The 25,323-nt window shown below is 33.1% G+C and carries 18 protein-coding genes; 1 reads left to right on the forward strand and 17 read right to left on the reverse strand.

Annotated features, from left to right (window positions below; genetic code table 11):
• Positions 1–85 precede the first annotated feature (85 nt).
• The gene (gene priA / locus A9G43_RS09855; protein WP_065608647.1) at positions 86–2,254 is read left to right on the forward strand and encodes a primosomal protein N'; all 2,169 of its coding nucleotides are present in this window, start codon (positions 86–88) and stop codon (positions 2,252–2,254) included.
• Positions 2,255–2,298: 44 nt separating this feature from the next.
• Here priA and A9G43_RS09860 read toward each other — a convergent pair whose 3' ends face one another.
• The 17 genes from A9G43_RS09860 to purF form a co-directional block, all read right to left on the reverse strand.
• Positions 2,299–2,610 carry a ComEA family DNA-binding protein gene (locus tag A9G43_RS09860; protein WP_065608648.1) on the reverse strand — a complete coding sequence of 104 codons (312 nt, stop codon included), beginning with the start codon at positions 2,608–2,610 and terminating at the stop codon, positions 2,299–2,301.
• Between the two features lie 153 nt (positions 2,611–2,763).
• Positions 2,764–4,623 carry a SurA N-terminal domain-containing protein gene (locus tag A9G43_RS09865; protein ID WP_065608649.1) on the reverse strand — a complete coding sequence of 620 codons (1,860 nt, stop codon included), beginning with the start codon at positions 4,621–4,623 and terminating at the stop codon, positions 2,764–2,766.
• Between the two features lie 135 nt (positions 4,624–4,758).
• A complete protein-coding gene (gene lon, locus A9G43_RS09870; RefSeq protein WP_065608650.1) occupies positions 4,759–7,167 on the reverse strand; it encodes an endopeptidase La in 2,409 nt (802 codons plus the stop codon).
• A 192-nt stretch (positions 7,168–7,359) separates the two neighbouring features.
• Complete coding sequence (clpX, locus tag A9G43_RS09875; protein WP_218058669.1) at positions 7,360–8,625, reverse strand: ATP-dependent protease ATP-binding subunit ClpX; 1,266 nt, start codon at positions 8,623–8,625, stop codon at positions 7,360–7,362.
• Between the two features lie 19 nt (positions 8,626–8,644).
• Positions 8,645–9,247, reverse strand: a complete 603-nt coding sequence (gene clpP, locus A9G43_RS09880) for an ATP-dependent Clp endopeptidase proteolytic subunit ClpP (protein WP_065560779.1) — start codon at positions 9,245–9,247, stop codon at positions 8,645–8,647.
• A 91-nt stretch (positions 9,248–9,338) separates the two neighbouring features.
• Positions 9,339–10,640, reverse strand: a complete 1,302-nt coding sequence (gene tig / locus A9G43_RS09885) for a trigger factor (RefSeq protein WP_065608652.1) — start codon at positions 10,638–10,640, stop codon at positions 9,339–9,341.
• A 106-nt stretch (positions 10,641–10,746) separates the two neighbouring features.
• Positions 10,747–11,775, reverse strand: coding sequence for a UDP-3-O-(3-hydroxymyristoyl)glucosamine N-acyltransferase (gene lpxD, locus A9G43_RS09890; protein WP_065608653.1), 1,029 nt, complete (start codon positions 11,773–11,775; stop codon positions 10,747–10,749).
• Positions 11,775–12,263: an OmpH family outer membrane protein gene (locus A9G43_RS09895; RefSeq protein ID WP_065608654.1), complete on the reverse strand. Its 489-nt coding sequence runs from the start codon at positions 12,261–12,263 to the stop codon at positions 11,775–11,777. Before A9G43_RS09895 ends, lpxD begins: the two co-directional genes overlap by 1 nt.
• A 33-nt stretch (positions 12,264–12,296) precedes the next feature.
• Positions 12,297–14,720, reverse strand: coding sequence for an outer membrane protein assembly factor BamA (bamA, locus tag A9G43_RS09900; RefSeq protein WP_065608655.1), 2,424 nt, complete (start codon positions 14,718–14,720; stop codon positions 12,297–12,299).
• 25 nt (positions 14,721–14,745) lie between these two features.
• Positions 14,746–16,065 carry an RIP metalloprotease RseP gene (rseP, locus tag A9G43_RS09905; RefSeq protein ID WP_176701727.1) on the reverse strand — a complete coding sequence of 440 codons (1,320 nt, stop codon included), beginning with the start codon at positions 16,063–16,065 and terminating at the stop codon, positions 14,746–14,748.
• A gap of 12 nt (positions 16,066–16,077) precedes the next feature.
• Positions 16,078–16,920, reverse strand: coding sequence for a phosphatidate cytidylyltransferase (locus A9G43_RS09910; protein ID WP_065608657.1), 843 nt, complete (start codon positions 16,918–16,920; stop codon positions 16,078–16,080).
• Positions 16,914–17,645 carry an isoprenyl transferase gene (locus A9G43_RS09915; protein WP_065608658.1) on the reverse strand — a complete coding sequence of 244 codons (732 nt, stop codon included), beginning with the start codon at positions 17,643–17,645 and terminating at the stop codon, positions 16,914–16,916. The genes A9G43_RS09910 and A9G43_RS09915 overlap by 7 nt, the downstream gene beginning before the upstream one ends.
• A 52-nt stretch (positions 17,646–17,697) precedes the next feature.
• The gene (gene crp, locus A9G43_RS09920) at positions 17,698–18,327 is read right to left on the reverse strand and encodes a cAMP-activated global transcriptional regulator CRP (protein WP_065608659.1); all 630 of its coding nucleotides are present in this window, start codon (positions 18,325–18,327) and stop codon (positions 17,698–17,700) included.
• Between the two features lie 85 nt (positions 18,328–18,412).
• Complete coding sequence (locus A9G43_RS09925) at positions 18,413–18,619, reverse strand: YheU family protein (RefSeq protein WP_065608660.1); 207 nt, start codon at positions 18,617–18,619, stop codon at positions 18,413–18,415.
• A 148-nt stretch (positions 18,620–18,767) separates the two neighbouring features.
• Positions 18,768–19,805, reverse strand: a complete 1,038-nt coding sequence (locus A9G43_RS09930; RefSeq protein WP_065608661.1) for a hypothetical protein — start codon at positions 19,803–19,805, stop codon at positions 18,768–18,770.
• Between the two features lie 115 nt (positions 19,806–19,920).
• Positions 19,921–22,605 carry an inverse autotransporter beta domain-containing protein gene (locus A9G43_RS09935; protein WP_065608662.1) on the reverse strand — a complete coding sequence of 895 codons (2,685 nt, stop codon included), beginning with the start codon at positions 22,603–22,605 and terminating at the stop codon, positions 19,921–19,923.
• Positions 22,606–23,785: 1,180 nt separating this feature from the next.
• Positions 23,786–25,309, reverse strand: coding sequence for an amidophosphoribosyltransferase (gene purF, locus A9G43_RS09940; protein ID WP_065608663.1), 1,524 nt, complete (start codon positions 25,307–25,309; stop codon positions 23,786–23,788).
• Between the last annotated feature and the right edge of the window lie 14 nt (positions 25,310–25,323).

Raw genomic sequence — 25,323 nt, forward strand, 5'->3', positions numbered from 1 at the left:
TAGATTGTTTTTATAACTTTTGCGGGTTATGTAAAAACTGCGTACAATATAGCTTTATATAAATTATAATACCTGTGATTTTTTAATGCTTATCGCTCATATAGCCTTACCGGTACCACTTTACCAAATATTTGATTATCAATTAACCAAACCAGCTCAAGTTGGAATGCGAGTTAAAGTTCCTTTTGGTAAACGTGACGTAATAGGAATTATTGTTAGTATTGATGAAAAAACTGAATTTGATATTAAATTCTTAAAAACAATTACAACTGTTATTGATACAGAACCTGTTTTTACGCCTTCTATTTGGCGGTTATTGAACTGGGCCGCTAGTTATTACCATTATCCTATTGGCGAAGTTCTTTTTCATTCTATACCTGTTTTATTACGACAAGGGCGAAAAGCAATCAAGGAAGACATCAAACGATGGCAATTAACTCAATTGGGTAAAAATATTGATTTAAAATCATTATCACGGACTCCGAAACAAAAATTATTATTATCATCATTCAGAAATGATACCCCTTCTGAAAATGAAGTAAGTAGTACTATCTATCAAGAATTACAGAAAAAAAATCTTATAGAGCAAGTAAACTGTCAATCAGATAATATTCAATGGCAAACCAATTTTTCAATAAATACTAATTCAATTCAGCTAAATAAAGAGCAGACCTATGCTATAGAAACAATCAACAAAAAAAATCATCAATTTGAAGTATTTTTATTAGAAGGAGTGACTGGTTCGGGTAAAACAGAAGTATATTTAAATATACTATCTAATATATTAACTACAGGTAAGCAAGCATTAGTACTAGTTCCAGAAATTGGGTTAACACCACAAACAATTGGACGTTTTAAAAAACGCTTTAATGCGCCAATTGATATTTTGCACTCAGGATTAACGGATAAACAAAGACTCACTGTTTGGCTAAGAAGTAAACATGGTGAAAATTCTATTGTTGTTGGCACTCGCTCATCACTTTTTACTCCTTTTAAAGACTTAGGGATGATTATTATTGATGAAGAGCATGATAGTTCCTATAAACAACAAGAAGGTTGGCGTTATCATGCCCGAGATTTAGCAATTATTCGAGCAAAATTTAACAATATTCCAATTGTTTTAGGTTCTGCAACACCGTCGCTTGAAACACTCAATAATGCACAAAATCATAAATACCATTTATTACAATTAACCAAAAGAGCCGGTAATGCAATGCTAGCCAAACAGTCAATTTTGGATCTGCGTGGGTTAGTACTTACTGCAGGTTTATCTCAACCGTTAATTGAACAAATAAAAAAGCATCTATCTAATAATAATCAGGTTATGCTATTTTTAAATCGCCGAGGCTTTTCACCATTGTTAATATGTCATGACTGTGGATGGATTGCTGAATGTCCTCGCTGTGATAAACCTTATACATTACATCAAAAACAACACAAACTTATATGTCATTATTGTGATACACCAAGGACGGTTCCTAAACAATGCCCAAAATGTGGATCAACTCATTTAATGCCTATTGGATTTGGAACAGAACAACTTGAACAACAACTTGAAATCCTTTTTCCTAATATTAAAATTAGTCGCATTGATCGAGACACAGTGAGTAAAAAAGGCGCGTTAGATAACTATTTACAAAGTATTCAACAAGGTGGCGCACACATTTTAGTTGGCACGCAAATTTTAGCTAAAGGGCATCATTTTCCGGATGTAACTTTAGTTGGAATTGTCGATGTTGATGGAGCTTTATTCTCAAGTGATTTTCGGGCAACTGAGCGATTTGCCCAAATTTATACTCAAGTATCTGGAAGAGCCGGTCGTGAAACTAAAGTAGGGCAAGTTATTTTACAAACTTATCATCCAGATCACCCTTTACTCAATATTTTACTAACTCAAAGTTATGAAAAATTTGCCAAATTAACGTTACAAGAACGGCAACATACACAATTACCTCCGTTTAGTTACCAAACATTAATTCGTGCAGCTGATCGTAACAATCATTACGCTCCAACATTCTTACAACATGTGCATGATTGGCTAAAAGAACATAGTAATAATACTTTATGGCAGCTGGGGCCAATGCCTGCAAGTCAACCAAAGAAAGCAGGATATCATCGTTGGCAATTACTACTTCAACATACAAGTAGGCAACAATTACAGAAAATTTTGGATCAACTATTAATAGTAATAGAGAAATGGAGTGAAACATCAAAAGTAAGATGGAGCATTGATGTTGATCCTATTGATAATTAGATTGATATTATCTCCACCAATAATTAATTAGTGGAGATAATAAATTATAATATTATTTTACCAGCGTTTTTATCCAATGTTGCCTGCCCAATACCTGAAACTTCTTTTAATTGCTCAACTGAAACAAAAGGGCCAAACTTTTCTCGGTATTCTATTATCTTCTGAGCTTTACTTGTTCCAATCCCAGTTAATACTTTTGATAATTCTTCTGCTGTTGCAGTATTAATGTTTACTTGAACAACTTGTTTCTGTTCTTGTTTAACAGCCGTATGTATTTCAGGAACCGAATTAGCAAAACTTATGCTCGAAAAAGTAAGACTTGATAACATGATACATAATAGTGAAAATACTTTCATTTGATTAACCTCATAAAATAGTTCCGCAAGTAAATTTGCTTTATAACTATCTCACTTAATCAAATAAAAAAATTTCATTAATAATAAAAATGAGAAAAGCCACCAAGGTGACTTTTCTTTTTTTCAATTATTTCTATTATTTTGGGAATTAAATCACAAATTAGAATCAGGCATAATTTCTATCTTAGCTTTAGAGCGTATGTCAGCAGCAAGATAATAATGCGTATTACTAATGGATAACGGTAGCAACTCAGAAGAAATATCTTTATATTCTGGTGTGTCTACTTTAGTTAGTGCGACAATATCAGCATTTTTATCATCTAAAAATTCCACGCCATAAACAGTTTTACCCGATGGAGAAGGACTTAAATTAAAGACCATATTAACAACTTTTTCATCGAGTTCTGTTGAATTTCGATTCAAAGTATATTTTTTTGCAAATTTTACATTTTTAGCTTTTCCAGTTTCATTCAGTTGAATCAATATATTATCAACACTAGATTTAAACTGGTTTTGAACCATTTCTGTAAAAAGTTTTTTATGGATATCATCTTTAACTTCATCAAATGGTGCAATACCTTCAGGACGATAATCAACAGTTTGTACAACAAAATCATACTTCCCGTATTTTCTGTCTACAGGTATTAAATCAGAAATTTTATTCGTCACCCTATCATCAACTATCATTTCTTCACTAAAAATTACATCTCTAATTTCAGGATGAGAAACAATTGATGACTTATCATTGAAAGACATCCAATCAGAAATCTTTACTTCAAGTCCAACTTTGTTAGCAACCTCTTCGATGCTCTTAGGTGTTTGGCTAAGTATAGTTTTAATTTTATTTTCTTCACTTTCTAAAGCTTGTTCTATTTTTTGTTTAGTAAGTTTTGACTCAATTTGATATTTCGCATAATCAAAATCCATGAATTTTTTAGGTTGTATACCATCTAATTTCACTATTAAATAACCATCATCAACATTGATTGGTAATGAAATATCTCCGACTTTTTTCAGCTGGGCATCTTTAAAAACTTGAGGTAAAGAGTCATCATCAGCAAACCAACCTAATGAACCATTCTTACCATATGGAGAAATATCATTATTTTGGTTAACAATGTTAACAATATTTTCAAAATTTCTTCCAGAAAGAAGATCTTTTGCAATATTATCAGCTCGCTCTTTGTCAGTAACAAAAATTACACTATAAGCTTTCTTGGGCGGATATGAATAAGTTTTAATATTTTTATCATATTCATTTTTAATTTCTTTTTCAGTAACACTAATTGTTTTTCTCACGATATCATCAGAAGTAACAATATACTTAACTTTTACACGCTCATTTTTAAAAAAATCTTTTAAATGTTCGTTATAATATTTTTGTTCATCATCTAACGTAATATTTGACTCATCAATATCACTTACAGAAGTATTAACAGAAGTAGCGTATACGCTTCTAGTTTGCTTTTTGAGAGATGATATTTCAGAATCAATAGGCAGAATAAAACTACTATTTGTTATGGCATTAACAACTTGTTGTTGCTGTAGTACTGTTCTTATGATTTCAGCATAACTATCTGGAGTAAAATTATTTTCAGCTAGTAGGTTTAAATATGTCTGATTATCAAATTTACCATTTTTAAAAAATTCTTTTTGTTTTTTAATAAATTTTTTAATTTGATCATTACTAATAGCTGCACCAATCTTTTGGGAAAATTTATAAGCTAAATAATTATCAATTTGATAGGATAATACCTTACGGCGCAGTTGTTTTATAAAAGAATTGTCACCTCCAGCATTCGCTGTTACTGTTCTAGCTTGAGCTTCAAATTCGGCTCGACTGATACCGTCACCATCAACTTTTGCGATGTATTTCTGTTGATCTAGTGCGCTAGTCTTACCACCTCCAAAGCCTAAAAATCCGACGCCTGTGAAAATAAAACATACGATAATTATTGCAAAAATAATCTTAACCACAATATTATTTGCTACTGTTCGGATTGTTTCCATCATTTCTTGCGACTCTCCATATACCTAATGTTGAATTATGAAAGTATAGCATATTTAACTAAATTGGCTATTGTACGAATGTTACGTCTACAAAAAAGATCAACATAAAGTTGATCTTTTATATATAGTATTAAGTTACTAGTTCAATATTACAGAACTATCAATACTGTTTTTTAATTTCTTAATAGTTTTTTTAGTTATTGGCTCTATACCAAATGGATTATTTTGTAGTGCAATTGTGAGTACTTCATCAATCCATTTTACTGGATGAATATTAACTTCAGATTTTACATTAACAGGAATTTCTTCCAAGTCTTTAACATTATCCATAGGGATCAAAACGGTTTTAATTCCACCTCGGTGTGCAGCTAGTAACTTCTCTTTTAGCCCTCCTATAGGTAAAACTTCACCACGTAAAGTTATTTCACCTGTCATAGCAACATCAGATCGAACAGGATTACCTGTTAAGGTTGAAATAAGTGATGTACACATTGCAATACCTGCACTTGGTCCATCTTTTGGAGTTGCTCCATCAGGTACATGGACATGGATATCACGTTTTTCATAAAAATCACTATTTATGCCTAATTTTTCAGCACGTGATCGAACAACTGTCAGTGCTGTTTGAATTGACTCTTGCATAACCTCGCCTAATGAACCTGTATAAGTTAATTTTCCTTTACCTAATACACTTACTGATTCAATTGTAAGTAAGTCTCCGCCAACTTCTGTCCACGCAAGACCAATAACCTGACCAATTCGGCTTTCATTATCCGTTTTTCCGTAATTAAAACGCTGTATTCCCAAAAAATCTTTTAAGTTAGCCTGTGTAACCGTTACTTTTTTTAATTTTTTATCTAATGCTAATTGTTTAACAACCTTACGGCAAATTTTTGCAATCTCTCTCTCTAAGCTTCGAACTCCTGCTTCCCGCGTATAATATCGAATAATTCCCATAATAGCTGGATCATCAATACTAATTTCTTTTGATTTTAAACCATTATTTTCTATCTGCTTAGCAATTAAATGTTGCTTTGCTATATTCAATTTTTCATCTTCTGTATAACCAGAAAGGCGAATAACTTCCATTCTATCCAATAATGGCGCAGGAATATTCATAGAGTTAGCAGTTGCAACAAACATCACATCAGATAAATCGTAATCGACTTCTAAATAATGGTCACTAAAAGCATTATTTTGTTCTGGATCAAGGACTTCTAATAAAGCAGATGCAGGGTCACCACGCATATCCGATGCCATCTTATCTACTTCATCCAATAAAAATAACGGGTTTTTAACTCCTACTTTGACCATACGCTGAATTAATTTACCCGGCATCGAACCAATGTAAGTACGTCTATGTCCGCGTATCTCAGCCTCGTCGCGCACGCCACCAAGCGCCATTCGTATATACTGACGTCCTGTTGCTTTAGCTATCGATTGGCCAAGTGATGTTTTCCCTACCCCTGGAGGACCAACTAAACATAAAATTGGACCTTTAACTTTATTGACACGACCTTGAACTGCTAAATATTCTAAAATTCTATCTTTTACTCGTTCAAGACCATAATGATCTTTATCTAATACTTTTTGTGCAACTTCAATATCTTTTTTAATTTTACTACGCTTATACCAAGGAACTTGAATCATCCAATCAATATAGCTACGAACAACCGTTGCTTCTGCAGACATTGCCGGCATCATTTTTAATTTATTAAGCTCAGCTAATGCTTTATCCGTAGCTTCTTTAGGCATTTTTGCCTTAGTAATTTTTTCTTTTAATTCTTCATATTCATCAGGCTTATTATCTATATCTCCTAATTCTTTATGAATAGCTTTAATTTGCTCGTTGAGGTAATATTCCTTTTGAGCTTTCTCCATTTGCTGTTTAACTCGTTGTCGAATATTTTTCTCAACTTGTAATAAATCAATTTCTGATTCCATCAATGAAATAAGCAATTCAAAACGCTTTACAAGATTTGCTGTTACTAAAATCTCTTGTTTTTGATCAACTTTCAAAAATAGAGATGCAGCAATAGAATCAGCCAAACGAGATGGTTCTTTAAGTAAACGGATAGAATCAACAACTTCCTGGGTTACTTTTTTGTTAAGTTTTGCATATTCATCAAAGTTGGACAAAGTTAGGCGTATCATAGCTTCACTTATATCATCAGCTTTTTTTGCTTCACTAAATGACTTAACTTTTGCAATAAAAAATTCATTGTTATCGCGTTCAACAACATCAATCATTTTAGCTCTTTCAACACCTTCAACAAGAACTTTTACTGTGCCATCAGGTAATTTAAGTAACTGTAAAACATTAGCAACAGTTCCAACATCATATAAATCATCTATATCTGGATCATCTTGGGAAGGGTTTTTTTGAGTTACAAGAAAGATTTGCTTATCCATTTCCATTGCACTTTCTAAGCAACGTATTGATTTACTTCTACCAACAAAGAGAGGAATTACCATATGTGGAAATACAACAACATCACGCAATGGTAAAATAGGCATAATCATATGTTTAGTTCGTTTTGTTTTCATTTTATTCTCTCTAGTTGTATAAACCCATTAAATAAATATTGGGATCATTTTTGGATATTCAAGCCTATCTTTTTTGCTTTAAATATACACTATTTTCTAGAACATCTTGACTGTATTTATGTAGAATTTTTTTTAGTATTAATTTAAAGTTATATCTCTTGCCATCCGTATTTATGATGGCAAATATGTATTTTAAATAGAAATATCAATATCGTTACGATGGACAAATTTTGGTGCTAAAGATTGTTCAACAGTTTCTTTTTCTACAACTACTTTATTAATGGTATTCATTGATGGTAAGTCATACATTGTATCTAATAATATATTTTCCACAATTGAACGCAAACCTCTAGCACCGGTTTTCCGTTGCATCGCTTTTATAGCTATAGCATCTAAAGCTTCTTTTGTAAACTCAAGTTCAACACCATCAAGCTTGAACAATGTTTGAAATTGTTTAGTTAAAGCATTTTTAGGTTCAGTTAGAATATTAATTAAAGCATTTTTATCTAATTCAGATAATTTTCCAATGACAGGTAACCTTCCAATAAACTCAGGAATTAAACCAAACTTAACCAAGTCTTCAGCCTCAATTTGTGCTAATAGCTCCGACTCAGAAAGTCTATTTTTGGTACTTTTCACATCGGCGCCAAAACCTATTCCTGTATTAATCGATACACGATTTTCAATGACTTTATCCAAGCCACTAAATGCTCCGCCACAAATGAATAAAATTTTTGAAGTATCAACCTGTAAAAATTCCTGTTGAGGATGTTTTCGCCCACCTTTTGGCGGAACTGAAGCAATAGTACCTTCAATAATTTTTAATAAAGCTTGTTGAACACCTTCACCTGATACATCTCTAGTAATTGATGGATTATCCGATTTTCGTGAAATTTTATCAATTTCATCAACGTAAATAATCCCCCTCTGAGCTTTTTCAACATCATAATCGCAATTCTGTAATAACTTTTGAATGATATTTTCTACATCTTCACCAACATAACCGGCTTCAGTTAATGTTGTTGCATCGGCCATAGCAAAAGGTACATCTAAAAAACGGGCCAATGTTTCAGCTAATAACGTTTTACCACTACCAGTAGGTCCTATAAGCAGTATATTACTCTTGCCTAATTCAACATCACTACGACTAGCATGATTACGTAAACGCTTGTAATGATTATAAACGGCAACAGATAAAACTTTTTTGGCTCGTTCTTGACCAATTACATATTCATCAAGATGTTCCCTAATTTCATGTGGTGTCGGTAATGACTTACTAATAAACTCTTCATGAGAAAGAAAATTTTTTTTCTCATCTTTTAAAATATCATTACATAATCCTATACATTCATTACAAATATAAATAGATGCTGGACCAGCAATAAGTTTACGGACTTCATGCTCACTTTTACCACAAAAAGTACAATAGAGTAATTTTTCTGAACTTTCTTTATTCACGTTTATCACCTACCCAACATTAAGATCGTTTATTATATATGGCATCAACTAAACCATATTCAACCGCTTTATCGGCAGACATAAAATTATCACGATCGGTATCTTTTTCAATCACACTAATATCTTGACCTGTGTGCATTGCTAAAATACTATTTAGACGATTTTTTACCTGTAAAATCTCTTGTGCGTGTATTTGGATATCTGAAGCCTGTCCTTGAAAACCACCTAATGGTTGATGAATCATTACACGAGCATTAGGCAAGCAATAACGTTTACCTTTAGCACCAGCTGTTAAAAGTAATGACCCCATTGAACATGCTTGCCCTAAACAAATTGTACTGACGTCTGGTTTTATAAATTGCATGGTGTCATAAATTGCCATGCCTGCTGTAACAACCCCACCAGGAGAATTAATATACAAATAGATATCTTTATCAGGATTTTCAGCTTCTAGAAATAACATTTGAGCAATAATAAGGTTTGCCATATTATCTTCAACTTGACCTGTCAAAAATATAACTCGCTCTTTTAATAGTCGTGAGTAAATATCATAAGCACGTTCACCCCGAGAGCTTTGTTCAACGACCATTGGAATAACACCCATGTATGATTCTAAAGGCATTTTTTTCTCCTAATTAACAAAATAGCCCAAACGGATAATCCTTATTTGGGCTTTAAAGTAGTTTTTTAGATTAAACGAAAAGGTTAATAAATTAGACTATTTGCTGATTCATTAATTCAGAAAACGAATAAGTCTTTTCTGTTACCTTTGCGCTAGCTAACAACAGATCAACAACTTGATCTTCTAATGCAACAGCTCTAATATTTTCCATCGCTTTCTTATCCTTGCGATAATATTCTAAAACTTCTTTTGGATCTTCATATGCAGTTGCAATTTCTTCGATTAATGCTTGAACGCGCGATTCTTCCGCTGTTAATTTATTACTTTCAATGATTTCATTAAACAGTAATCCTGTAGTAACACGTTTTTTAGCTTCAGCTTCAAATAATTCCTTCGGTAACTCCATACCTTGTTTGACATTACCGCCAAAACGAGATAAAGCTTGTTGACGTAATACATCAACTTCGCGGTTAATTAATGCCCCCGGTACATCAATTTCATTATTTTTAACTAAACCATCAATAGCTTGTGTTTTAATTTTGTTACGAATTGTTGCATTGAGTTCCCTAGTCATATTTTTACAGACTTCGGCTCGTAAACTTTCAACGGTACCGTCTACAATACCAAAACGTTTAACAACATCTTCTGTAAGTTCAGGTAATTCAAGTTCTTCAACCTTTTTAAGTGTAGCCGCAAATACAGCAGGTTTACCTTTAAGGTTTTCAGCATGATAGTTTTCAGGGAAAGTAACATTAATATCAAATTTATCACCTGCTTTATGACCAATAATAGCATCCTCAAAACCAGGGATCATACGACCTTGTCCTAGCACTAATGCAAAATCATTAGCCTTACCGCCTTCAAACTCTGCACCATCAACTTGACCTACAAAATCTAAAGTAACACGATATTGTTCTTCAGCTGCTTTTTCAACCTCTTTCCAAGTACCTTGTTGCTTGCGCAATGTTTCAATCATTGTTTCAATATCTGCATCCGCAACTTCTGCTACTGGTTTTTCAACTTCAATTTTATCTAAATTTTCAACTTTTATTTCTGGGTAAACTTCAAATTCAACAGTAAATGTATAATCTTCACCATTTTTATATTCTTGTGGAGTATAAGTTGGAGCTCCGGCTGGATTTAATTTTTCCTGAATAATTGCGTCCACAAAATTTCGTTGCATTAAATCACTTAATACATCTTGTAAAATAGAAGCTCCGTAACGTTGTTCAACAATTTTTAAAGGCACTTTTCCTTTACGAAAACCATCAATACGTACTTTTTTTGCTGTATTAATAAGCTCTTTATCAACTGCTTTTGAAATATCTTCAGCTTTAATTGTAATTGATAAACGTCGACCTAACCCTTGTGTTGTTTCTACCGAAACTTGCATCTTTATACCTCGAAATTATTGAATATTATCTGCCCATAATTATATAAAAACGATAATTGAGCTAAAAAATTAAAAAATAGGCATGCATTATACCGACCGTAATCGCCTACGTCGAGACATTTAATAATTTCTTCTCAAGCATTTTCAAGCGTTTATTCATTTCGTCAATATGTAAAACTAATGATGCCGTTTTTCGCCAAACTTTATTTTCCTGCAATGGAATACCAGATGAATAAACACCTGGCTGTGTAATTGGGCGCATTACCATTCCCATACCTGTCACTGTAACTTGATCACATATTTCCATATGTCCATTAATCACACTTGCACCACCAATTAAACAGTGTCGACCAATAGTTAAACTTCCAGCCATAATAACACCACCTGCAATTGCTGTATGATCTCCAATCACATCGTTATGGGCAATCTGACATTGATTGTCAATAATAACACCGTTACCAATGATAGTGTCATCAAGTGCACCACGATCGATCGTTGTTGAGGCACCAATTTCAACATCATTACCAATAACAACACGACCTAATTGGGGAATTTTAACCCACTTACCTTTATTATTAGCATAACCAAATCCATCCGCACCAATTACAGTTCCTGATTGTACTAAGCAATTTTCACCAATAACGCAGTTATGATAAACAGAGACATTGGCCCATAATTTTGTACCAGCACCAATTGTTGTATTTTTTCCAACAAAACACCCTGCACCAATAATACAATTATCTCCTAATATCACACCACTTTCGATAACAGCATTAGCACCAATAGAAACATTACTCCCTAATTGAGCTGTCGAATCAATCACTGCTGATGTAGCTATATCCTTAGCTGGAGCTGGAGTGGTATCTAGGTATTGTGCTAATTTTGCATATGCAAGGTATGGATCTTTTACAATAAGGGCTGCACTATTCCAATGCTCAAGACTCGCTTCTGTCATTACCACAGCAGAAGCTTTGCATTCTAATAAATTCTTTTGTAATTTTTTATCAGATAAAAATGTAATTTGACCTGATACTGCACTTTTCATTGATGCTATACCAGTGATGACTAAATCACCATCACCAAGTAACCTAGCATCAAGTTGCTTAGCTAATTGCTCTAACCGAATGGAAAACATTATTTTTTAACCTTTTCCAGTACTTTATCTGAAATATTAACTACATCTGAAGCTGATAGCGTAGTTTCAGCATTTAAGATAATATCGTATTTTTCTGTTTCAACAATATCTTTTACTGCTTCTTGGATTTTAGTTAATAATTTACCAAACTCTTCTTTTTGACGTTTTTGATAATCTGCAGAAAACGTCTTAGCTTTATTTTCAAATTCAGAAATTGTTTTATTCAGTTTACTTTTTTCAGATGAAGATAATGTTAAACCATCTTTTTTTAGACGAGCATCAGCTTCGCCAGCTTTTTTTTCTTCAGCTTGTAATGCTTTCGCTCTCGCTTCAAATTCACTATCCAATGCTTTAGCAACAGATTCTCGTTGAGGCATGCGTTGCAATACTGACATAACATCAACTACACCAATTTTAACTTCAGCATTTGCAAAACTTGCAAAAAGTAATGTTATACTAACGCTCAGTATAGATATAATTTTTTTCACTTTAATCACCTTGTTTTTATTTATAACATGAAATTACCATGTAGAGCCTATATTAAATTGAAACTGTTGCGCTGAATCACCATTATATTTTTTTAATGGTTGAGCATAAGAAAAAACCAAAGGACCTAATGGCGACATCCATTGCACAGCAAGACCAGCAGACATTCTAATATCTGACGGAGAACTATAATCAGGAATATTATTTCCTTTTAGGTCCCATTCTGTATCCCATACAGTACCAGCATCAAAAAATAGTGATGTTCTAATATTATCAGCGTATTTTTCGCTAGCAAATGGCGTTGGGACAATCAGCTCTGTGCTTGCAAAAGCTATAGCATTACCACCTACTGCATCTTTTGATTTAGTACATCCAGATGTATTATCTAAGCTATCACAAACTCCACTTTTATTAAGATATACCGCTTTAGGGCCAACAGTATTTGATTTAAATCCACGTAGCACTGACGCACCACCAGCATAGAAATTTTCGTAAAAAGGTAACTCTTTACCACCAAAACCGCCCCCATAGCCTAATCGAGCACGAGTTAAGAAGACCCAATTATGGTCATTGTCAATTGGATAATAATAAGATGCATCTGACACTAGTTTATAGAATCGATTATCAAATAATGGTGCTGTAACTTTAGCACTAGTAGTCATTTTTAATCCATCAGTAGGGAAGAATCCACGATCTAAAGAGTTATATGTCCAATAGGCATTTAATAATAAATCATTGGTGCTAAAAGAAACAGAATTTTTATTTTTAACTTTTTCGCCCATAGAGTTAAAATAGCGCCACATGCCATATTGCGCCTTCATATCGGACAACTTATGGTTAGCGAATTCAGTACCAAAACGAACAAAATTATTTTCACTAATTGGGAAACCAAAATTAGCTGACGCCCCCCAAGTCTTACTTGAATATTCTGACTCATCATCTTTATCGTCATTTTTATAAGTATTATAATAAAAACTTCCACCTAGGCTTACACCATCAACGGTAAAATAAGGATCAACGATAGAAATAGACGCAGTTTTATCTGTATCGGTAGTATTAATGTCAAATGAGACACTATTACCTGTACCCAACCAGTTATCTTGAGAAATTCCAGCATTAAAGCTAAGACCACTATCAGAACCAATTCCAACACCAAATTTGATACTACCAGTATTACGTTCAGCAACGATATAAATAACATCGACTTGATCAGCGACTCCAGGTACACGTTCGGTATTAGCTTCAACAGTATCAAAAAAACCAAGTCGATTTAAACGTTCTTTACCTAATTCAACTAATCCATTACTTAACCATGCTCCCTCCATTTGTCGAAGTTCACGGCGAATTACGTTTTCACTTGTTATAGTATTGCCTACTATTTTTATATTACGAACATAAAAACGTTCACCAACATCAACAAGAATGACTAATTTAACAGTATGAGAGGCATCATCCATTTCAGGTCGGATTGAAACTCGAGGGTATGCATAACCAAAATTAGCAAGTAAACGCTTAATATTATCTTCAATTTCAGTAATTTTTTTTCCATTATAGAGCTCACCAATTGTTACTTTTTCCTTCGCAATTTTGGCGATCTCTTCTTTATATCCTGCAAAATTACCTATAAATTCAAGCTGAGATAACTTATACTGTTCACCTTCATGAATATTGATTGTAACGTATATACCTTTTTTATCTGGTGTTAAACTAACTTGCGTTGACTCAATGTTAAAACGAGCATAACCACGATTTAAATAAAAACTTTGCAATTCATCCAAATCTGATGCTAATTTTTGTTTTTGATATTTACGATCTCCAAGCATGTTCCACCAGGGTACCTCATCACGCAAAGCAAAACGTGAAATAAGCTCTTCAGATGAAAAAGCCTTTGCGCCAACTATATTGATCTGATCAATTAACGCCGATTTACCTTCAGCAACAACTAATTTTAAATCGACACGATTACGAGATAGTGGAGTTACTACAGCCTTAATTTGAGCATTGTATTTACCTACACTATAGTAGAAGTCTTCTAAACCTTTTTCTATACCAGAAAGCATAGTACGATCCAATGCTTCGCCTTCACGAATACCAGAACTATCTAAATTTTTCTTCAGCATGTCATCTTTAATAGACTTATTACCAGAAAAAGTTATGTTAGCAATAGTAGGGCGTTCTTGAACGTGGATAATTAATCTATCACCATCACGAGAGATAGTAATATTATCAAAGTTTCCACTAGAATATAGTGATTTGATGATATGACCTAAATCATTTTCACTGACATAATCACCAACTTGAATTGGCATTTCAAGTAATGCAGCACCAACAGTGACACGCTGCAAACCCTCAAATTTGATATCTTTGACCACAAAATCATCAACACAAAATACGTTGGAACTATATACTGCTGTAGTACTACACAACAAAGATGCTATAAGTAATTTATTTATTTTCATCGTAAATATTTATAACCTCATCCCATCACAATCGTAAAATATCATTAAATAGTGCAATTCCCATTATTACCATCAGTAAAAATAAACCAATACGAAAAAATCTCTCTTGTGCTTTATTTGATAAGGCTTTACCTTTTATCTTTTCAAAGAGTAAAAATACAAGGTGGCCGCCATCTAATATAGGTAATGGAACAAGATTGATAATACCTAAACTTATACTAATAAAAGCCAAAAAATATAAGTAAGGAGTAAAACCATAACTTGCTGTTTGCCCTGCGCTTTTTGCTATTGTTATTGGTCCAGATAAATGTTTTAGACCAATAATTCCTGTTACTAATTGATAAAGCGAACGAGTTGTTAACTTTATAGTTAACATTGTTTGCGCCATACCTTTATTAAAACCTTCTAAAAAACCATACTGCACAATTTTTGTCCCGGTTGTGGGATACAAACCAGCAACACCTTTTCCATCTATACCAATAGTTGGCACGAGTTTGAGATAAATATCTTTTTTTCCTCTATTAACCTTTAGCATCATTAGCTGAGCTTTTTTAATGTTATTGGAAAAATCATTCCAATCTACGTATGATTGATCGTTATAACCAACAATTTTATCACCAATTTGTAAACCAGCTTTCTCAGCAGCCGAACCAGAAACAACTTTGCTCACTACAGGATGAACTTCTAGCATTTTAGGTACAAAACCAAATGCGCTAATAGCTAAATCTTTTTCTATATCAAAACGCCAATTATTAATATCCACACTTTTTTTAATTTCTTTTTGATTACCGTCATCAGAACTATCGATATAAGACAAAGAAACATTATCTTTTCCCATTGCTGCAATTAAAGCTAAATTAACATCATTCCATGTTTCTACTTCTATATTATCAATAGTCTTCAATTCTGCACCAGCAGGAATAGTTACTGTGGAGGCTGGTGTATTAGGTATTATCTCTTTTATTTTGACAGGATAAACAACTACACCTATCAAAAAAATAATCCAATAAATAATCAAAGCTAATACAAAATTAGCAAATGGACCAGCAAAAATGATTGCGGCCCGTTGCCAAATCTTTTTTCTATCAAATGCAAATCTTTCGTTGCTGCTTGACAATGCCGTTGCTCTACCGTCGAGCATTTTAACATAACCTCCAAGCGGAATCATAGCAATTACCAATTCAGTTCCACTTAAAAATTTATGAGACCACAGTTTTTTACCAAAGCCAATTGAAAAGCATTCAACTTGAACCTTGCATAAACGAGCAACACAAAAATGTCCAAACTCATGAATAGTAACTAATATACTCATGGTAATAACAAACAGTAACAGTGACCACAACAAAATCATCACCTTTTATAATAAATAAAAAGTTAATGCAGAAAAAACAGGAACTGCAGCAGTTAAACTATCAATACGATCTAAAATTCCACCATGTCCAGGAATTATGTAACCACTATCTTTAATACCAGCTTCACGTTTAAACATACTTTCAGTTAAATCACCTAAAACTGAAACTAAAACCGCTAACAAAGAGCTAATAAAAAATGTACTGAAAGTCATGTTAAACATGTTAAACATGTAAGTAATTATACTAATTGCAATAGCTACGCTGATACCACCAATAAATCCTTCTACAGTTTTACCTGGGGATACTTTTGGAGCTAATTTTCGTTTACCAAATCTGCGCCCCGCAAAATAAGCACCTGTATCTGTCGCCCATACTAGCACAAAGACGTAAAGCAACCAAACTGCACCAGTGTAAGTATTAACATTATAATTAATTGCTCTTAATTCAATCATACTAATAAAAAAAGGTATTATCGTAAAAAAAGCAAATAGCAACTTTATAGCATTTGAATTACCCCAATATTTAGTTGTGTTGGGATAGCTAGTTACTAAACACAACGCAATTAACCACCATATAACTGATAAAGATAAAATAGTGATATATAGTTTTACTTTTAATTCAATTGAATTTGGAATCAAATAAAGTATGCTCAATAAAATAACAGTTGAAAAGGCAAAAATTAACTTTGAATATTTTTTTTTAATATTTAGGAACTGAGTCCACTCCCACGCAGCTAATCCGCAAACCAGAATAATGGCTAAAGAAAATACAGATAATGGAACAAAAAAAATAACTACTACCACAAGAGGAATAAGCACAATTGCAGCAAGTATGCGATGGATTAACATGAGTGCTCCTTATTATGAATCCCACCAAAACGTCGCTCTCTGGCATTAAATGCATTAATAGCATCATCAAATAAACTTTGACTAAAATCAGGCCATAAAATATCGGTAAAATAAAGTTCAGAATAAGCAATTTGCCATAATAAAAAATTACTTATTCGATATTCTCCCCCAGTACGAATAACTAAATCAACTTCAGGAAATTCGCTCATACACATTGTTGAACCAAATCGGTCTTCTGTCACTTCATCTATAGTGATTTCGCCCTTAATAACCTGCATAGCCATTTTTTTTGCTGATTGCAAAATATCCCAACGGCCACCATAATTGACTGCTATATTCAGCACTAGCCCAGAATTGTTTTTTGTTAAATTCTGCGCATGAATAATCATATTTTGTAAATTTTCATTAAAGCGTGAAATATCACCAATAATATTCAATCGAACATTATTTTTATTTAAACTTTTAATTTCTTTATTTAATGCATAAATAAAAAGGGAGATTAGGGCTGAAACTTCATTAGATGGACGCTTCCAGTTTTCACTACTAAAAGCATATAAAGTAAGAACTTTTACTTTTAATCCTGCAGCATAAGCAACAATTTTTCGTACAGCTTTTAAACCAGCTCGATGACCAATGGCACGCAACTGGTTACGTTGTTGAGCCCAGCGACCATTGCCATCCATAATTATAGCCACATGACTTGGAATATACCTTTTTTGTATCATGTGATATCTCGTATTGTATCAATCATTGTATCAATTGTATTATTTAGACAAATCAACGGGTACCATAAACCACAATCGTTTTACCATGAGCAGAAATCAAATGTTGATCTTCAAGCATTTTTAAAATTCGACCAACTGTTTCACGCGAACAACCAACAATTTGACCTATTTCTTGACGCGTAATTTTAATTTGCATACCATCAGGGTGTGTCATTGCATCAGGTTGTTTAGCAAGGTTTAAAAGTGTTTGCGCAATACGCCCTGCAACATCTAAAAATGCTAAATTACTAACTTTCTCAGATGTTACTTGTAATCGACTTGCCATTTGACTGGCAAGGCGCATTAAGATATCAGGATTGACTTGAACGAGTTGTTTAAATTTTTTGTATGAAATTTCAGCCACTTCACAACTTGTTTTGGCCTTAACCCATGCGCTTCGCTCTGTATCTTCCTTAAAAAGGCCTAATTCACCCAAAAATTGATTTTGATTTAAATAGGATAAAATCATTTCATTACCTTCATCGTCTTTAATCAATACTGCAACCGAGCCTTTTAAAATATAATAGAGAGTTTCTGCTTTTTCGCCTTGATGTATAAGGGTACTCTTAGCCGGATATTTATGAATATGGCAATGAGATAAAAACCATTCTAATGTTGTATCCGATTGTTGTTTTCCAATCATTACTCCTACCTCTCCATTTTATTTACAACAGTGACACTATAACAAAGTTACATAATAAATTATATACAAACAATCATTTTAACCATTATTTAATTAACTTAATATCAATTGTTTCATGCAATTGAGACCAAAAGATTGCTGCCAAACCATTTTCCAATTGGAGTTTAACATCATTAACTTTTTCTTGTAGCGATTTTTCTTGCAAGCCATAGTCAGTGCCTTCACGCAATACGAAGTATTCTATAAGGTTATTTAACGTTTCAGGTTCTAAATCTTGCCAAGGAATAATCATATTTATAACAGTGAATTAAAGATTGCAATTATTTTATAGCAAACCTTAAATAATATGAAGCATATAACTAAGTGAGTGGTATTTCATTCTTAATAAAAAACACTCCAAAGAGTGTTTTTTATGCTGTATATAACTAAATTTAAAATTATTAGTTGGCTTCAACTTTAAGATGATAACCTTGGGCACCAGCTTTGTATGCTGCTGCATAAATGCTATTATTCTTACCGCCGCTTTGATCACCTAAGGTAATTTGTCTATTGTCTTGACCAGAAAGATTATTACCAGTTAATTCAGCAGGATCTGCAGTAACATTCTCATAAGTTCCATCTAGATACCATTTGTAGGTATAAGAATTTGTTAAATCAGTTTCGCCAGGATCAATATTTTCATTATTATCAACATCATCCCACACGATAGCTTCAAATTTTTCGCCGTAATTTAGAGCCGGAGCATTCGCTGCAGTGTAGTTTACAGTTTTATCTACGGTACCATTTGCGTCAATTTTGAAAATACCAACTCGGACACCATCTGATACTATAGGTCCATGACCACTACCATTCTCAATACTACCTGGTCCATGAGTGTTACCATTAGTACCATCGTCTGGATCTGTAGGTGCATTTGCATCTGGGTCATTAGGATCTGCTGGCTTAGTATTTGGTGTAACACCAGCTGCCCAAATATCATTTACTTGTAACCAATTACCAACATAAGGAAGACCGAAATCAGTTCTTTCTAAGATTCTAAAACCAATTTGCTGTGCTCCAATAAAGTTACTATCTATTTGAAAATGTACCTCACCGTCACCTGTTTGTTGATTATTGGAAGCGTCTAAATTGCTAAGAGTGGTGATTTGATTCCAAGTGCCATTTTTCTTCACAAAGACTGTCAATGTATCTTTGATTTGTTGGTTATCAATGTCACCATCTTCATCATAAAGATTAAATTTAATAAAGATATAATCACCAACTTTAGCTGCACGGTTACCGATTGGGCTATTACCAGCCGCGTCTGAAGTTATGCCAACTGTCAAAGTGTGATCATTTGAAGCGCTATTAGCTTTCAACGTTGGTGCATTACCCATAATAACACTTTGAGTAGTTGCATCTAATGCAAACGCACTACTTGCTGCATAACCAGCTAAAAATAAGCCTAATGCAACCTTTTTAATTGTTAAATTTTTCATGTTTAACTTCCTATTTTTTTTTATAAAAGAATATTATACTTATATAAACACACCATTAACAACTGGTGTCCCTTTTAGATTACCAACACCAGTTGGTAATCAAAAACTTTATCTACTATAAAACTGTAACTTGTAATTTAAATCCTTGATCCCCAGCGCATGCAGGTACAGAAACTGATTGTGGAGTTAAATCCAAATAATCTGGAGCACCTTGGACAGCTGGAATACTAGTACCTGATGTTGCATAACTATAATTGTTCTTATTTTTACTTCTTATTGTATAATGAGCATCCATTCCCATAGATACATTAAACCACGGTCCGTTAGGTTTATTAGAGACATCATTAGGTAATGATGTCACTGCTGAACTAGGACAAGCACTAGTATTTGAACCAACCAATGACCAAATCACAAATGAATTAGCAATTGGCTGACCACCTGCAGTAAATGCTTTAACATAATATTCATTACCCACTCGCCATTCATTTGGACCTGCTGGTGAAAATTGAAGTATAGAATTATTACTTGTAGCTACTTTTACTCCAGAAGCAGTCCAAACTTCAATATAACTTGCTTTACCACCTGAAAAATCAATAGAAGCCTTGTTAAATGAAACTCCAAACTGATCAATGTTAATAGAAAAATCTACAATACCTTGAATATTTGAAGCAACATCTAATGCATAACTATCACCAATCACTTCTAAACCAGCTGCGGTTGAAGCATGAGATGAAACTTTTTGACCTTTTGTAATTTTTTCAAATGATTTTACAATCACACAAGGTTCATGCCCAGGACATTGACTTATACTACCCGATGTACCATTGATTAAAGCAATTTTTTGGCCATTACTAGTTGCGGTCCATAATCCAGCAAATTCGTTAAATGTATCCGGTATACGACTCATTAGTTCATCATCTCTGAAACCATCTACATCTTGAAATGAGTTGATTGAACCATTATTCACCTTCGGTTTAACTAGGGTTGCTAGTACTGTCAAACTACTTAAACCATCTGCGGATTGAGTCGCCAAAGTCGTTTTATTACCAGAACTATCTACTGCCCATACTCCAATTTTTCTCATTGTTGGATCTGGTAATACTTCGAAACTAACAGCATTAGATGTTGCAGATTTACCACGACTATCTGTAACCGATACCGATAAAGAATATTTACCATTTGACCAAACGGGTCGACGTTGACCATTCTGGTCGACATAACTAGGTGCAACAATTTTCCAGTTATTTGTATCAACTGATGGATTAAGCCAAGAAGAAGCAGTACATACCCCAGTTGTCACACATAAGAAACCATCACCTGCATCAATTTCAAGCATATCACCAGACCATGCTAAACTTGATATGTTTTTAGAATTATGAACACTAATGCTTAATGGATAAGTTTGTCCCTCAATTAATTGAACTTGTTCAAGCCCCAAATCGACAGACATTTTCTTTTCTTTATATTCCAGAACGATATAGTTATTGCGGTCAACTAGATCATAACGGCTACCCTTTAAAGAACGCGCAGATTGAACCATATCAGGATCCAACTGCTCTTTTAATGGAGTACCTATACGATAATTCATCGTCAATTCAGCATTAGTTGCTTTCTTACTATCTTGACCTCGTTTATGCTCAGCTTTAATGGTAAAAAGAGGAACTGGTGTATAATCAAGACCCACAGTAATCGCTCTTGGATCTTTTTGAAGATTGTCTTTACCAAATAAAGCGACTTTATCACCATAGTATTGTTCATACATAAGCGATCCACCCAAGTGCGGATATTGTGGTAAATAACCTTGGAATCGAAGATCAAACCCCCTTGCTGCACGTTCTAAATAATCATCAAAATCTTTAGAATCTTTCCAATCAGATAAAGGATGGTAATAGTTAGCGGCAAATTTCATATAATCAGTCCATGCTTCGGTACCAATACCTAAACGATTGTGTGCCCGCTGGAAATCATGATCAAGAAACACATTATAACCAATTAACCATTTTTTATCAGCAACATCCCAGCGCTGACCAATACCTAAATTACCTATTCGACGATTGTGTTCATATTCTTGAAATGAAATTTGACTAAATATTAATGTATTTTCAGTGTCATACCATGGACTAAATAATTGCAGATTGACATTATTAAATGTCCCTTTATCACTCAAGTCAAATTGCAATTGAGCAGTACCAAAGCGTCCTAAAAAATCCTGTACAGCATTGCGAACTGGATCAACAACTTGGTTTTTAACACCATTACGTACATAACTTTCTGCGTAATCTTTACCTTTATTTTTTAAATGTCCTGTTAAACCACCATTTTCTGGCGATGTTATTTGTTTCCAATCTTGACTAGCTAAAGTTTGTAACGTTGAAGCAACTTGAGTTGATAATGCTTCCTTATCCTTTTTCACATCATAATTATCATCTGATCCCAATTTAGGTAAATTGCCATACTTATCTTTTTTATCATCTTTTAATTTAATTGCAGGCAACAAAGGGGAGTTTTCGGGAAGAACTATACGCTCACCAACCTCAATAACATCTTTCTTATCAAATCGTCCCGAATTCATCGCCCTTAATTCTGAAATCGAAATACTACTTAAAAGAGCGATTTGATAAAGACTACGTTGTTGATTGTTAATCATCTCGCGAGCTTTAGTGCCATCTTTTAATTTAATTATTTTATCACTATCTATAGAACTTTGTGATACCTCCACTTCAGCAGCAAAAACAGATTGCCATCCTAATGTAGCTATTACAAATGCAGAGATAATTGTTAAATTAAGATTCTTTCTCATCTTAACATTCCTTATATTCCACTTTCAAAAATATATCACGTAAAATACATAGTTAATATAAATTGTTCTTTTTTAAAGATCAACGTGAGTGTTTATTGTTTTTTTAACTAGTATATTTTTTAGAACACTATTTATTTTTCGTGCTTTAAATTTCTTTACAAAACCTCTTAATCTTAAGAAGTTATGACAATTTTATTACAAAAAAGTCATTTATCAAAATAATTTATTGCTTTTTTTTGATATTTTTTTGTAAATTTAATATTTATATTTATTATTCAATAGCTTTTATTTTAGTTAATTATGAAAATTTCGTAATAATTATAATTATTTTCTGATGAAACATAGTTATTTACTGAAAGAGATATGTTGTTTAAACATCATGGTTAAAATAATTCTCTAAAAACTCATAAGACATTTTCCTTCCAAAATTGCTTTATGTGTTTCACACCGTACGATAAAAGTGAATAAATCGCTTAGGCTTTTGTTGTCTAACTTTTGAATCATTAACTATTTGTTTACTATGCTACACTTCTATTAAAATACGCATCACTTTTTTCGGTTTTCTCTTTTGTTTATGGGCTTTTGAGTTTCATAACTTGTTGATTTATAAAATGGTATAAAGATATTAACCTAATGTATAGTTAGTCTAAACTACGACAAACTAAATTAAAATTTATCTATGTAAATGCCCACATAAAGCTCGTACAAAAATTATCGGTACTGAGGATTAATATATTCTAGTTTGTTGTGTAATTAATTTTTAAGTAAAAGAAAAACGTTTGAGGTCAACATAAAGCTTTTCTCCCCGATCGTGTTTAGCTTGCTGTCTTTATTTATCTTAAAATGAATTTTTCAAATTTAACCAGACGTTTATTACTATAACTGATAGTTTTAACGTTCTTTTTTAGTAGTTAACGGAACGGATAGCTTTAATCTGGCTTTTTTAGCACGTTATAAATAGTACAACGATTGACCATAAAGAGTTTTGCTAAATCGGTAAGTTACCTTTTCTTTATGATATAAACGCCATATTTCTTGTTTTAATAGGTGTTAGTTTTATTTTTAAGTATATTATTCATTAGAGTAGTGTTCAAGTCAATGTAAAAAACGAGTAATACCTACATTTCATGAATTATAAACAACCTACTGTTGTTTTATTATTTATGCTAATTATGATCGTTTATTGTTCTTCATTATAAATCTCTAAGTTTTCTGACTCTTTAGATTTAGAAACTAGAGTTTTTTTAGTTTCCCTTCTTTTTTGTTCTAATAATGATAAATAGCTATCATCAATTCCTTCGGTAACATATTTTCCATCAAAAACAGAACACTCTAAATGATGAATGTTTGAGTTTTGCTCTGTAATTGAATTAATTAAATCAGATAAATCCTGGAATATAAGCTTATCTGCGCCGATATCTTTTGCTATTTCATCAACTGTTCGGTTATAAGCAATAAGTTCACTAGCAACAGCCATATCGATACCATAAACATTTGGATGTCTAATTTCTGGTGCAGCAGAAGCCAAGTAAACCTTTTTAGCTCCAACTGAACGTACCATTTCAAGAATTTCTTTTGAGGTTGTGCCTCGTACAATAGAATCATCAACTAATAGTACATTTTTACCTTCAAATTCAATACGGTTAGCATTAAGTTTTCGTCTTACTGATATTTTTCGTGCGCTCTGCCCTGGCATAATAAAGGTACGTCCAATATAGCGATTTTTAACAAATCCTTGTCGGTAAGGTTTATTTAAAATACGTGCAATTTCAAGGGCAGCATCACAAGAAGTTTCAGGAATTGGGATGACAACATCAATATTAACGTCCTTCCACTCTCTTGCTATTTTTGCTCCCAACTTTTTCCCCATTTGAATACGTGATTGATAAACTGATACACCATTCATTAAAGAATCAGGTCTTGCAAAATAAACATATTCAAAAATACACGGATAATATTTAGGGTTATTCGAACATTGCTTAGAATATAATTGTCCATCCTGAGTAATATAGATCGCTTCGCCGGGTTTAACATCTCGCATAAACTCAAAATCAAGAATATCTAAAGCCACACTTTCAGATGCGACCATATATTCAATTTTTTGATCCTCAAGCTCTCGTTTACCAATAACTAATGGGCGAATTCCATAAGGATCACGAAAGGCAACAAGACCATGACCTATAATCATTGCAACACAAGCATATGCCCCTTTAATTATGTTATGAACATTATGTATTGCTATAAAAATATTATCGGCAGTTAATGGATAGGTGTGAAACTTGTCAAGTTCATTGGCAAAAATATTGAGTAACACTTCTGAATCGGAATTTGTATTAATATGACGTCTTGCAAGTTCAAATACTTTCTTACGCAACTCATCAGTATTAGTTAAATTTCCATTATGAGCAAGAGCAATACCATAAGGTGAATTGACATAAAAAGGTTGTGCTTCGGACGGGCTAGAACTACCTGCGGTGGGATAACGGATATGTCCTATGCCCAAATTACCTTGCAATCGCTGCATATGATGTTCTTGAAACACATCTTTAACCAATCCATTTGCTTTGCGTAAACGAAATCGATTTTGATTATCTATAGTTACAATACCTGCTGCATCCTGCCCTCGATGTTGCAAAACAGTCAATGCATCATAAATAGATTGATTAACAGTACTACATCCTACAATTCCAATAACACCACACATACATGGTTACCTCA

Source organism: Gilliamella sp. Occ3-1, from assembly GCF_001690655.1.
Lineage (GTDB): Bacteria > Pseudomonadota > Gammaproteobacteria > Enterobacterales > Orbaceae > Gilliamella > Gilliamella apicola_P.

Excerpts from the sequence above, each read along its gene's own strand:
- crp (WP_065608659.1), bottom strand. The coding sequence starts at position 18,327 with ATGATTGGAAAACAACAATCGGATACAACATTAGAATGGTTTTTATCT.
- A9G43_RS09935 (WP_065608662.1), bottom strand. The coding sequence starts at position 22,605 with ATGAGAAAGAATCTTAATTTAACAATTATCTCTGCATTTGTAATAGCT.
- clpP (WP_065560779.1), bottom strand. The coding sequence starts at position 9,247 with ATGCCTTTAGAATCATACATGGGTGTTATTCCAATGGTCGTTGAACAA.
- priA (WP_065608647.1), top strand. The coding sequence starts at position 86 with ATGCTTATCGCTCATATAGCCTTACCGGTACCACTTTACCAAATATTT.
- purF (WP_065608663.1), bottom strand. The coding sequence starts at position 25,309 with ATGTGTGGTGTTATTGGAATTGTAGGATGTAGTACTGTTAATCAATCT.
- A9G43_RS09915 (WP_065608658.1), bottom strand. The coding sequence starts at position 17,645 with ATGATACAAAAAAGGTATATTCCAAGTCATGTGGCTATAATTATGGAT.
- lon (WP_065608650.1), bottom strand. The coding sequence starts at position 7,167 with ATGAAAACAAAACGAACTAAACATATGATTATGCCTATTTTACCATTG.
- A9G43_RS09865 (WP_065608649.1), bottom strand. The coding sequence starts at position 4,623 with ATGATGGAAACAATCCGAACAGTAGCAAATAATATTGTGGTTAAGATT.
- lpxD (WP_065608653.1), bottom strand. The coding sequence starts at position 11,775 with ATGTTTTCCATTCGGTTAGAGCAATTAGCTAAGCAACTTGATGCTAGG.
- A9G43_RS09860 (WP_065608648.1), bottom strand. The coding sequence starts at position 2,610 with ATGAAAGTATTTTCACTATTATGTATCATGTTATCAAGTCTTACTTTT.
- A9G43_RS09925 (WP_065608660.1), bottom strand. The coding sequence starts at position 18,619 with ATGATTATTCCTTGGCAAGATTTAGAACCTGAAACGTTAAATAACCTT.
- A9G43_RS09910 (WP_065608657.1), bottom strand. The coding sequence starts at position 16,920 with ATGTTAATCCATCGCATACTTGCTGCAATTGTGCTTATTCCTCTTGTG.
- tig (WP_065608652.1), bottom strand. The coding sequence starts at position 10,640 with ATGCAAGTTTCGGTAGAAACAACACAAGGGTTAGGTCGACGTTTATCA.
- A9G43_RS09930 (WP_065608661.1), bottom strand. The coding sequence starts at position 19,805 with ATGAAAAATTTAACAATTAAAAAGGTTGCATTAGGCTTATTTTTAGCT.
- bamA (WP_065608655.1), bottom strand. The coding sequence starts at position 14,720 with ATGAAAATAAATAAATTACTTATAGCATCTTTGTTGTGTAGTACTACA.